We start from the raw sequence: 10,952 nt of genomic DNA on the forward strand, positions 1-10,952 counted from the left end.
GCCGGCGGTCTGCGCGGCGCCCTGGAGGAGGCCCGGCATGCCCGCCGGATCGCCGCCTCCCGGGTCGGCCGGGTCTGCGTCGCGGGCCCCGAGGAGCTCGCCTCGCACGTGCTGCTGCTGGCCGCCGTCCCGGACGAGGTGCGCCGCGCCTTCCGCGGCCGGCTGCTGGACAAGGTGATCGCGTACGACATCGAGCACCAGGCGGACCTGGTCCGCACCCTGGAGGCCTTCCTGCGTTCGGACGGTTCCTGGACCCGTTGCGCCGCGCAGCTGCACGTCCACGTGAACACCCTGCGGTACCGGATCGGCCGGATCGAGGAGCTGACGGGGCGTGACCTCTCCCGGCTGGAGGACCGGGTGGACTTCTATCTGGCGCTGGAGCTGGCCTGACGCCGCGCCCGGACATGCGGCAGGGCCCGCCGCGACCTCGGTCGCGGCGGGCCCTGCCCGTACGGTTCGCTGCTGCCGGCCGGCCTACTGGACCGGGATGACCGAGGTCAGCCACTGGAAGGCGGCCGGAACCATCTTCTTCCACTGCTCGGTGGTGTGCGGGCCGGTGCCCTCCTCGACCTGGACGGTGGTCGGGGCCTTGGCGGCGGCGCGGATCGCCTCGCCGTCCTCGTAGCCGTCGCCCTTGGAACCGCTGACCAGCAGGGCGACCTTCGGCGGCTGCGGGGCGGTCTTCAGGATGTTGACCGGGTTGTTGGCCTCGCGCAGCTTGGCGTCCTTGCCGACCAGGGAGTCCGGCTCCTGGGCCGGGTCGTTGTAGCCGGACATCGCGATGGCGGCCCGGTACCGGTTGGGGTGGGACAGCGACAGCTTGGCGGCGCAGTGCGCGCCGGCCGAGTAGCCGGCGATCGCCCAGCGGTCCGCGGACGGGTCCGCCCGGAAGTTGTCCAGCACCATCTGCGGGACGTCGCGGGTGACCCAGGCGTCGGCGTTGATCTTGCCGGGGATGTCGGTGCAGCCCGCGTCCTGGTTGTTCAGCAGCTTCGTGCGGGGCGAGACCAGGATGAACGGGGCGACCTTGCCCTGCTGCATCAGCGGCTTGAGCTGCTCGGAGACCTTGAGGGTGCCGTACCAGGTGGAGGAGGAGCCGGGGTAGCCCGGGATCAGCTCGACCACGGGGAACTTCTTGTCCTTGAACGCCGGGTCGTTGTACTGCGGCGGCAGCCAGACCAGCACCTCGCCGTCGACCCCGGACACCTGGCCCTTGAGCTCGGTCCGCTGCACGTCGTTCGGGACGAGCGGGTCGTTCACGCCGCCGAAGCTCTGCTTGACCTTCGGCGGCTCCTTGGCGGCCTCACCGCCCTGGCCCGCCGTGGCGGCCGGGTCGACCGGCGTCAGGACGGGCACCGCGCGGACGTGGTTCCCGGTGCCGAGCAGGTCGTCCCAGTTGCCGTAGATCAGGTTGGCGTTGTTGACCATCACGAACACCATCAGGACGGCCGTGACCTGGCAGAACATGATCATGACGATCCGGGTGAGGTAGCGCACCGGCTGCGGGCCGCCGACCTTCCCCCAGAACAGCAGCGCCACTGTGATGGACACCGGCACCAGGATGACGGTGAGGAGGAAGAATGGCGTACCTGTCAGTTCCATCGAGTTCTCGTATCGGGTCGCACGCCGCCCGGGCCCCACTCGCCCGAACGCACGTCAATGGCATCAGACGGTGATGGACCGATGATCGGTTGCCGTCCGAATCTGTGCGGAACCTGAGAGGAACATCACGTTCTCGCGATGAACCCGTTCGGATCGGCGCCTAAGTCTGCCACCCGGACAGACGTCGTCCGGACCAGATGTTCAGCGAACTACCAGGAAAGGTCCCCCGGGGCACCTTACCTCCCAGGCCATCGGGCCTGCCGGGCGAGGCGGTGCGATCCCGCGCGACCAGGGAAGGGAGACTATGGGGATGAGCATCACCCGCTTTCGCCCGTCCCGCCGCTTCTGGCCCGTGTGCGCCGTCCTGGCACTCGCGGTCACCGCGGCCGGTTGCAGCAGTACCGGAGGCAGACGCGCCGAGGAGGCCCGCGCCAAGGCCGCGGCCACCGGCGGCAGCGCCGTCACCACCCCGCGTTGGAAGGTCGCCATGGTGACCCACGCCGGAGCCGGCGACGCCTTCTGGGACACTGTGCGCAAGGGCGCCGAGCAGGCCGCCGCCAAGGACAACATCACCTTCCTGTACTCCAACGACGCGCAGACCCAGAACCAGGTCCAGCTCGTCCAGGCCGCCATCGACCAGAAGGTCGACGGCCTGCTGGTCACCCTCGCCAAGGGCGACGCCATGGCCGACGTCCTCGGCAAGGCCAAGGCCGCGGGCATCCCCGTGATCACCATCAACTCCGGCCAGGAGTTCTCGCAGAAGTTCGGCGCGCTGACCCACATCGGCCAGGACGAGTCCACCGCCGGCCGGGCGGCCGGTGCCGAGCTGGCCTCGCGCGGCCGCAAGAACGTGCTCTGCGTGATCCACGAGCAGGGCAACGTCGGTCAGGAGCAACGCTGCTCCGGAGCCCAGTCCAAGGCCGGCGGCGCCTTCCAGGTGCTCTACGTCAACGGCGTCGACATGCCCGACGCCCGCGCCGCGATCTCCGCCAAGCTCCAGGCCGACCCGGCCATCGACACCGTGCTCACCCTCTCCGGCCCGATGGCCGCCACCGGTCTCCAGGCCGTCCAGGACGCCCGCCGCAGCGTCGAGCTGGACACCTTCGACCTGGGCACCCAGGTGGTGTCCGGGCTCAAGTCCGGCAGCGTCGGCTTCGCCGTCGACCAGCAGCCCTACCTCCAGGGCTACACGGGCGTCGACCTGATCTGGCTGTACAAGTACAACCTGAACATGCTCGGGGGCGGCAAGCCCGTCGAGACCGGTCCGCAGATCCTGACCAAGGACAACGCCGACGCGCTCGCCGAGTACGTCGCGAGGGGGACCAGGTGAGCAGCCCCGACCTCCTCGCCCACGACGGCCTGGTCGACGGCCGCCCGGCGGCCCTGCGGCGGCTCCTCGCCCGCCCCGAGCTGGGCGCGCTGATCGCCGCCGTCGCGGTCTTCGTGGTCTTCGCCGCCGTCGCCGAACCCTTCCTGCGGGTCTCCTCGCTGGGCACCGTGCTGTACGCGGCCTCCACCATCGGGATCATGGCGGTGCCGGTCTCGCTGCTGATGATCGGCGGCGAGTTCGACCTCTCGGCCGGCGTGCTGGTCACCACCGCGGCGCTGACCTCCTCGATGGTCTCGTACCAGTTCACCGCGGTGACCTGGGTCGGCGTGCTGGTCTCGCTGGCGACCACGCTGGCCGTCGGCTGGTTCAACGGGTGGATGCTCGGCCGCACCAGGCTGCCCAGCTTCATCGTCACGCTCGGCACCTTCCTGATGCTGACCGGCGCCAACCTGGGCGTCACCAAGGCGATCTCCGGCACCGTCTCCACCAAGTCGATCTCCGACATGGAGGGCTTCGCCTCCTGCCGCTGGCTGTTCGCCTCCGAGGTCACCGTCGGCGGGCTGACGATCAAGGCCACCGTCTGGTGGTGGCTCGGCCTGCTCGCGGTCGGCAGCTGGGTGCTGCTGCGCACCCGCTTCGGCAACTGGATCTTCGCGGTCGGAGGCGACGCGGAGGCGGCCCGCGCGGTCGGCGTGCCGGTCGCCCGGACGAAGACCCTGCTCTACCTGGGCGTCGGCTTCGGCGCCTGGGTGCTCGGCCAGCACCTGCTGTTCTCCTTCGACACCGTGCAGTCCGGCGAGGGCGTCGGCAACGAGCTGATCTACATCGTCGCGGCCGTCATCGGCGGCTGCCTGATCACCGGCGGCTACGGCTCGGTGGTCGGCTCCGCGCTCGGCGCGCTGATCTTCGGCATGGTCAGCAAGGGGATCATCTACGCCCAGTGGAACCCGGACTGGTTCAAGTTCTTCCTCGGTGCGATGCTGCTGCTGGCCGCGCTGCTGAACGCCTACGTCAAGCGCCGGGCCGAGCGGGGGCCGCGATGAGCACGGACATGACGAGCGCGGCCGCGGCGGGCACCGAACTGCTCTCCCTGGAGGGCGTCGGCAAGAGCTACGGCACCGTCCGCGCGTTGCAGGACGTCTCGCTGACCCTGCGGGCCGGCGAGATCAGCTGCGTGCTCGGCGACAACGGGGCCGGCAAGTCCACCCTGATCAAGATCATCGCGGGGCTGCACCAGCACGACGAGGGCACCTTCACCGTCGGCGGCGAGGAGGTCCGCCTGGACTCCCCGCGCCAGGCCCTGGAGCGCGGCATCGCCACCGTCTACCAGGACCTCGCGGTCGTCCCGCTGATGCCGGTCTGGCGCAACTTCTTCCTCGGCTCCGAGCAGGGCACGCGCCGCTGGGGCGGCCTGCGGCTGGACGCCGACGGGATGCGCGCCACCACCCGCGAGGCGCTCGCCAGGATGGGCATCGACCTGTACGACGTCGACCGGCCGATCGGCACCCTCTCCGGCGGGCAGCGCCAGTGCGTGGCCATCGCCCGCGCGGTGCACTTCGGCGCCAGGGTGCTGATCCTGGACGAGCCCACCGCCGCGCTCGGCGTCAAGCAGTCCGGAGTGGTGCTCAAGTACGTCACCGCCGCCCGCGACGCCGGGCTCGGGGTCGTGCTGATCACCCACAACCCGCACCACGCGTACCTGGTCGGCGACCACTTCACCCTGCTCAAGCGGGGTCGGATGGCGGGCAGCCACCCGCGGGCCGAGATCGGCCTCGAACAGCTCACCACCGAGATGGCCGGGGGCTCCGACCTCGCCGAGCTCTCGCACGAGCTGGCCCGGCCCTCCGTCTCCGACCCCCGTGAGCCCGACCCCCGTGACCCCGACCCAGGCGAGGAGCGTCCGCAGCCGTGACCAGCTCCCAAGGCAGCACCCGGCCACCCGTCCTGCCCACCCTGCTCGGCCTCGGCCCGCGCGCCGAGCGCCGCCGCCGCGCCCTGCCCGCCGGGATACTGCGGCTGCCCACCATCGGCGTCGACATCGGCGGCACCAAGGTGGTCGCCGGGGTGGTGGACGGCGAGGGCAAGGTGCTGGAGAAGCTGCGCACGGACACGCCGCACAAGAGCAAGAGCCCCAAGGTGGTCGAGGACGTCATCGTCGAGCTGGTGCTCCAGCTCGCCGACCGGCACGACGTCCACGCCGTCGGCATCGGCGCGGCCGGCTGGGTCGACGCCGACCGCTCCAAGGTGCTGTTCGCCCCGCACCTCAACTGGCGCAACGAGCCGCTCCGGGAGGCGCTCAGCGAGCGGCTGCGCTTCCCGGTGATCGTGGAGAACGACGCCAACGCGGCCGCCTGGGCCGAGTGGCGCTTCGGCGCCGGGCGCGGTGAGGACCACATGGTGATGCTCACCCTGGGCACCGGCATCGGCGGCGCGGTGGTCCGGGACGGCTACGTGGACCGCGGCAAGTACGGCCTGGCGGGCGAGTTCGGGCACATGCAGGTGCTGCCCGGCGGCCACCGCTGCCCGTGCGGCAACCGGGGCTGCTGGGAGCAGTACTCCTCCGGCAACGCGCTGGTGCGCGACGCGCGCGAGCTGGTCGCCGAGGAGTCGCCGGTGGTGCAGCCGCTGCTGGCCCGGGCGGGCGGCACGGTCGAGGGCATCACCGGCCCGCTGGTCACCGAGGCCGCCCAGGACGGCGACCCGACCGCGACCGAGCTGCTCTACGAGGTCGGCACCTGGCTCGGCGTCGGCATCGCCAACCTGGCCGCCGCGCTGGACCCCGGCCGCTTCGTCATCGGCGGCGGGGTCTCCGAGGCGGGCGACCTGCTGCTCGGCCCGGCCCGGGACACCTTCCGCCGCACCCTCACCGGGCGCGGGTTCCGTCCGGAGGCCGCCATCGTGCACGCCGCCCTCGGCAACGAGGCGGGCCTGGTCGGCGCGGCCGACCTGGCCCGGCAGGTGGCGCGGCGCTTCCGCACGATCAAGCGGCGGCGGGTGGAGCGCAGCGCGCTGTAGGCGGGGGCGGGGCGGTGCCGGCGGACCGGGTCCGCCGGCACCGCCCCGTCAACTACCGGTTGGTAGCGGCGCGGTGCGGTTGTCGGATCATTCCTCCTGTGGAACAACTGATGAGTTGACGTCGACTCAGGAGGACTCGCATGAGAGCTCTGACCCGCCTCGCGCCGTCTCTGTTACTCACCACCGCACTGGTCTGGTCCGGCGTCGGGCCGGCCGGCGCCGCGGCCCCGCCGTCGAAGGCGCCGGAGGCGGTGGGCTGGGGCGGTGCGGTGGCCACCGTCGACGCCGACGCCACCGCCGCCGGCATCGAGGTGCTGCGCAAGGGCGGCAACGCGGTCGACGCGGCCGTCGCCGCCGCCGCGGCCCTCGGGGTCACCGAGCCGTACTCCTCCGGCGTCGGCGGCGGCGGGTACTTCGTCTACTACGACCACGCCACCGGACGGGTGCACACCATCGACGGCCGCGAGACGGCCGGCCGCACCGCCGACAGCGGCCTGTTCCTGGAGGACGGCAAACCGCTGGCCTTCGCCGACGCCGTCACCAGCGGACTGTCCGTCGGAGTGCCCGGCACCCCCGCCACCTGGGACGCCGCGCTGCGCCACTGGGGCACCCGCTCGCTCGCCCAGAACCTCGAACCGGCCGAGCGGATCGCCGACAACGGCTTCGTCGTGGACGACACCTTCCGCAACCAGACCGCCGACAACTACGCCCGGTTCAAGGACTTCCCGGCCACCGCCAAGCTCTACCTGCCGAACGGCAAACCCCCCGAGACCGGCAGCCTGCTGCGCAACCCCGACCTCGCCGCCACCTACCGGCTGCTCGCCAAGGACGGCGTCAAGGCCTTCTACCAGGGCGAGTTGGCCGGGGACATCGTCAACACCGTGCAGCACCCGCCGGTCGACCCGGCCTCCGGCCGCAACGCCCGTCCCGGCCGGGTCGACACCACCGACCTCGCCGACTACCGGGTCCGCGACCAGGCGCCCACCCACGTCTCCCACGGCGCCTACGACGTCTACGCGATGGCCCCCTCCAGCTCCGGCGGCACCACCGTCGGCGAGGCGCTCAACATCCTGGAGGACGGCGGCGACGTCTCCGCGTACAGCAGCACCCAGTACTACCACCACTTCCTGGAGGCCTCCCGGATCGCCTTCGCCGACCGCAACCGCTGGGTCGGCGACCCGGCCTTCAACGACGTCCCCACCAAACAGCTGCTCTCCGAGCGCTACGCCGCCTCCCGGGCCTGCCTGATCAGCCCGGACCACGCGCTCACCGGCCCGCTCGCCCCCGGCGACCCGCGCCACCCGGCCCCCTGCGCCGACACCGGCCAGGCCGTCGCCGAGCCGTACGAGGGCCCCAACACCACCCACCTGACGGTCGCCGACCGCTGGGGCGACATCGTCTCCTACACGCTCACCATCGAGCAGACCGGCGGCAGCGGCATCACCGTCCCCGGCCGGGGTTTCCTGCTCAACAACGAGCTGACCGACTTCGACTTCACCCCGCTCGCGCCCGGCGTCCCCGACCCCAACCTGCCGGGCCCGGGCAAGCGGCCGCGCTCCTCGATGTCCCCGACGATCGTGCTGCGCGACGGCGAGCCGGTGCTCGCGACCGGCAGCCCCGGCGGCGCGACCATCATCACCACCACCCTCCAGGTGCTGCTCGGGCGGCTCGACCGCGGCCTGAGCCTGGAACAGGCCATCGCCGCGCCGCGCGCCAGCCAGCGCAACGGCGCCACGACCCAGGCCGAGCCCGGCTTCCTGGCGCTGCCCGAGCGGGCAGCGCTGGAGGGCCTCGGACAGAGCTTCGTCAACGGCGGCGAGATCGGCGCCGCCACCGGCGTGGAACGGCTGCCGGACGGCCGCTGGGTGGCCGCCGCCGAACCCGTGCGGCGCGGCGGCGGCTCGGCCGCGGTGGTCCGGCCCGCGCGCTGATCGGGCCGGACTGTCGGTGCCGGACGGTATGTTCGGGGTGGGCCTCCCGCGCGAGGGGCGGCCCACCCCGTCCGCATGCCCGTCCGCACCGAACCACCGGGAAGGCCGCCCGCCGTGACCGTCCGCATCGCCACCTGGAACATCAACTCCGTCACCGCGCGGCTGCCCAAGCTCCTGGAGTGGCTGGAGAGCGCCAAGCCCGACGTGCTCTGCCTCCAGGAGCTCAAGTGCGCGGCCGACGCCTTCCCGTACGAGGCGGTGCGCGAGCTCGGCTACGAGACGGCCGCGCACGGCAACGGCCGCTGGAACGGCGTCGCGATCGTCTCCCGGATCGGCCTGGACGACGTCGTGCGCGGCCTGCCCGACCAGCCCGGCTACCTCGCCGACGGCGCCCTGCTGCCCGAGGTCGAGCCGCGCGCCGTCGCCGCCACCTGCGGCCCGGTCCGGGTCTGGTCGGTCTACGTGCCCAACGGCCGCGAGGTCGGCCACCCGCACTACGAGTACAAGCTGGAGTGGCTGGAGGCGCTGCGCAAGGCCGCCACCGAGGACGCCGCGGGCTCCCGCCCGTTCGCCGTCCTCGGGGACTTCAACATCGCCCCCACCGACGAGGACGTCTTCGACGCCGCCGCCTTCGAGGGCCTCACCCACGTCACCCCGGTCGAGCGCGCCGCGCTGACGTCCCTCGGCGAGATCGGCCTCCAGGACGTGCTGCCCCGCCCGCTCAAGTACGACCGCCCCTACACCTACTGGGACTACCGCCAGCTGGCCTTCCCGAAGAACCGGGGCATGCGGATCGACCTCACCTACGCCAACAAGCCCTTCGCCGATGCCGTCACCGACAGCTACGTGGACCGCGAGGCCCGCAAGGGCAAGGGAACCTCGGACCACGCGCCGGTCGTGGTGGACCTGGACCTCGACGTCTGAGCCGCGCCGCGGGCGTCACGCCGGGTCACGGGCCGTAACCCGAACGGTCGTGAGCGCTGGCCGAGCGCGGGGCGGGTGCCTACCGTCGGTGAATGACCGGGTGCAGTCGCTCGACCACGTGGACATGGGAGTCCCCGGCTGCGCCCGAGAATCCCGGAGGTTCCGGCATGCGCCCCACGCGTACGGCCGCCGCCGTCCTGATCGGCGCGACGGCGCTGACCGGCCTGACGGCCCCCCTCGCATCCGCCAGGGACGGCTCGGCCTCGGTCAGCCCGTCCCAGGCCGCACCGGGCCAGACCGTGACGGTCACGGTCTCCTGCGAGAAGTCGGACAAACCCGACGCCAAGACCATCACCGCCCGCTCCGCCGCCTTCGAGGGCGGTCCGGCGACCCTCACCCTGGGCCCCGACGGCAAGCACAGCGGCTCCGCCCGACTGGCCGGCCAGCACGCCGGGGACAGCAAGGTCGACGGCACCTGCCCGGACGGCGGCGCCTTCGCGACCACCGTCACGGTCGCCACCGTGGCCTCCACCACCCCGGACCGGAGCACCGACAAGGACGCCCGGACGAACCCCGACAAGAGTCTCGGCGAATGGGGCGAGGCCGCGGGGGAGTGGGCCGGTTCGCTCGGGCAGTCCGGCGCCGGCAGCCAGCAGGTCGCCCCGCACGGCGCGGTGCAGACCGGCCTCGGCGGCTCGGTCGCGGCGAACCCGGCGGAGCTGGCCGGCGGCCTCGCGCTGGTCGCCGGCGGTGTCGGCGGCTTCTGGCTGCTGCGGCGGCGCGGTGCCTGACGGCCCCGCCGCCGCGTGCCCGCGTGCCCGCGCGCCCCTGCGCCGCACCGCCGGACCCCGACGGGACCGGCGGCGCGGCGGCGGGTCAGACGGTTCGCGGCTCGGCGCCGCCGTTGCCCCAGGTGCCCCCAGTGCTCCCAGTGCTCCCGGTGCTCCCGGTGCTCCCGGTGCCCTCGACGCCCTCGCGGTGCAGCCGGTCCTGGTGCCGGAGGGTGCCGTCGGCCAGCAGGTACTGGGCCAGCACATAGGTCGCCATGATCCAGAACTGATGGCCCGGCAGCTCCCGCCACTTCGCCAGCTGGGTGGCGATCAGCGTGTCGGAGAGCAGGAACAGCGCCCCGCCCAGCCCGGTCCGCCAGCCCAGCCCGGCCGAGGTGACGGCCGTCGAGGCGAGCAGCAGGCTGTAGCCCGCCACCGGGACGCGCAGGTCTCCGAGGTCCGGCCAGAGCTGCCCGACCAGGGTCACCCAGGCCGTCGCGTACGCGGCCGCGACCATCAGTGCCCGTCGGCGGTCGGTGAGCGCGCCGCGCTTGACGAACATCGTCACGTAGCAGACGTGCGCCGCCGCGAACGAGCCCATGCCCGCGAGGAACGCGGGATCGTTCTTCAGCTGGAGCAGCACGTCCCCGCCCGCGCTCAGCAGCAGGGCCGGCGCCAGCAGCTTCGGCGCCTCCTGCCCGGCCTTCCTGGCCGCCGCCACGCTCTGGGCCGCCAGCAACGGCATCAGGGCCGGCTTGGTGGCGTTCTGGAGCACCGAGGCGCCGGAGACGATCGCGCCCAGGTGTGCCGCCGAGGTGGCCGCGAAGCCGCCCAGCAGGCCGGTGGCCGAGCGCAGGCGTGCCCCGAGGCCGGCGCGGTCGGTGGTACGGACAGTCATGCGTGCGCCTCTCGGTGATCCGCTGCTCTTCAGACCGACCCTAGAGGAGCCGGACCGGCGGCGGAAGGGCGGGTTACCGGCGCGTAACCCCGGTGGGCGGAGCCGGATGACGGGGCGGCCGGCAGGCGGAGCGCGGGCGACCGCTTCGAGGGCTCCTGCGGAGAGTTCCTCAGGAGGGCGGTTGCTGCCGACGGGTGGCCCGGGCACCGTCTAGTCTGGACCCCGACATGGATCAGCAGGACTACGCGGTCGGCGCCACCCGGGTGGCCGGCAGGCCGGACGGACGCGCGGGCGGGGCAGGACGGGGAACCGCCCACGCCGTCCTCGCCGTACACGAAGCCGGTCCTGACGGCGGTCCGGCCGCCGGCTCCGCCACCGGTTCCGCCGGCGCTCCTGGAACCGGCCCCGCTGACAGGGGACCTGGGACGGGCGCGGCGAGCGGTGCTGACGACGTGCGGGTGACCGACCCCCCGGCCGCCGGC

10 protein-coding genes are annotated in these 10,952 nt (G+C 73.1%); 8 read left to right on the forward strand and 2 right to left on the reverse strand.

Annotated features, from left to right (window positions below):
- Positions 1-390, forward strand: a 390-nt coding sequence (locus ACIQOV_RS10120) for a PucR family transcriptional regulator (RefSeq protein ID WP_401047005.1), incomplete at its 5' end; no start/stop codon positions are given.
- A gap of 84 nt (positions 391-474) precedes the next feature.
- Here the strand turns inward: ACIQOV_RS10120 and ACIQOV_RS10125 are convergent.
- Positions 475-1,602, reverse strand: coding sequence for an alpha/beta hydrolase (locus tag ACIQOV_RS10125; RefSeq protein ID WP_401047007.1), 1,128 nt, complete (start codon positions 1,600-1,602; stop codon positions 475-477).
- A gap of 310 nt (positions 1,603-1,912) precedes the next feature.
- On the opposite strand from ACIQOV_RS10125, the gene ACIQOV_RS10130 reads away from it, so the two are divergent.
- The 7 genes from ACIQOV_RS10130 (at position 1,913) to ACIQOV_RS10160 (ending at position 9,593) form a co-directional block, all read left to right on the forward strand.
- Entirely contained in the window at positions 1,913-2,932 is a 1,020-nt protein-coding gene (locus tag ACIQOV_RS10130; protein ID WP_380547119.1) for a substrate-binding domain-containing protein, read from the forward strand.
- On the forward strand, positions 2,929-3,975 hold the full coding sequence (locus tag ACIQOV_RS10135; RefSeq protein ID WP_401047008.1) for an ABC transporter permease: 1,047 nt from the start codon (positions 2,929-2,931) through the stop codon (positions 3,973-3,975). Before ACIQOV_RS10130 ends, ACIQOV_RS10135 begins: the two co-directional genes overlap by 4 nt.
- 8 nt (positions 3,976-3,983) lie before the next feature.
- Entirely contained in the window at positions 3,984-4,844 is an 861-nt protein-coding gene (locus tag ACIQOV_RS10140) for an ATP-binding cassette domain-containing protein (protein WP_380547115.1), read from the forward strand.
- Entirely contained in the window at positions 4,841-5,947 is a 1,107-nt protein-coding gene (locus ACIQOV_RS10145) for an ROK family glucokinase (protein ID WP_380547113.1), read from the forward strand. Before ACIQOV_RS10140 ends, ACIQOV_RS10145 begins: the two co-directional genes overlap by 4 nt.
- Positions 5,948-6,087: 140 nt before the next feature.
- The gene (gene ggt, locus ACIQOV_RS10150; RefSeq protein WP_401047013.1) at positions 6,088-7,878 is read left to right on the forward strand and encodes a gamma-glutamyltransferase; all 1,791 of its coding nucleotides are present in this window, start codon (positions 6,088-6,090) and stop codon (positions 7,876-7,878) included.
- Between the two features lie 75 nt (positions 7,879-7,953).
- Positions 7,954-8,802: an exodeoxyribonuclease III gene (locus tag ACIQOV_RS10155; RefSeq protein ID WP_359913305.1), complete on the forward strand. Its 849-nt coding sequence runs from the start codon at positions 7,954-7,956 to the stop codon at positions 8,800-8,802.
- A gap of 167 nt (positions 8,803-8,969) precedes the next feature.
- The gene (locus ACIQOV_RS10160; protein WP_401047016.1) at positions 8,970-9,593 is read left to right on the forward strand and encodes a hypothetical protein; all 624 of its coding nucleotides are present in this window, start codon (positions 8,970-8,972) and stop codon (positions 9,591-9,593) included.
- Between the two features lie 85 nt (positions 9,594-9,678).
- Here the strand turns inward: ACIQOV_RS10160 and ACIQOV_RS10165 are convergent, their stop codons facing one another.
- Positions 9,679-10,470 (reverse strand): lysoplasmalogenase, encoded by a 792-nt coding sequence (locus tag ACIQOV_RS10165; RefSeq protein WP_401047018.1) that lies wholly within the window; start codon positions 10,468-10,470, stop codon positions 9,679-9,681.
- Positions 10,471-10,952: the final 482 nt, after the last annotated feature.

It is taken from the genome of Kitasatospora sp. NPDC091257 (genome assembly GCF_044757675.1).
Lineage (GTDB): Bacteria > Actinomycetota > Actinomycetes > Streptomycetales > Streptomycetaceae > Kitasatospora > Kitasatospora lactacystinica.

What these genes read in the sequence shown, in the direction of transcription:
- ACIQOV_RS10155 (WP_359913305.1), top strand. Translation starts at nt 7,954, where the DNA reads ATGCCCGTCCGCACCGAACCACCGGGAAGGCCGCCCGCCGTGACCGTC.
- ACIQOV_RS10125 (WP_401047007.1), bottom strand. Translation starts at nt 1,602, where the DNA reads ATGGAACTGACAGGTACGCCATTCTTCCTCCTCACCGTCATCCTGGTG.
- ACIQOV_RS10160 (WP_401047016.1), top strand. Translation starts at nt 8,970, where the DNA reads ATGCGCCCCACGCGTACGGCCGCCGCCGTCCTGATCGGCGCGACGGCG.
- ACIQOV_RS10140 (WP_380547115.1), top strand. Translation starts at nt 3,984, where the DNA reads ATGACGAGCGCGGCCGCGGCGGGCACCGAACTGCTCTCCCTGGAGGGC.
- ACIQOV_RS10130 (WP_380547119.1), top strand. Translation starts at nt 1,913, where the DNA reads ATGAGCATCACCCGCTTTCGCCCGTCCCGCCGCTTCTGGCCCGTGTGC.
- ggt (WP_401047013.1), top strand. Translation starts at nt 6,088, where the DNA reads ATGAGAGCTCTGACCCGCCTCGCGCCGTCTCTGTTACTCACCACCGCA.
- ACIQOV_RS10165 (WP_401047018.1), bottom strand. Translation starts at nt 10,470, where the DNA reads ATGACTGTCCGTACCACCGACCGCGCCGGCCTCGGGGCACGCCTGCGC.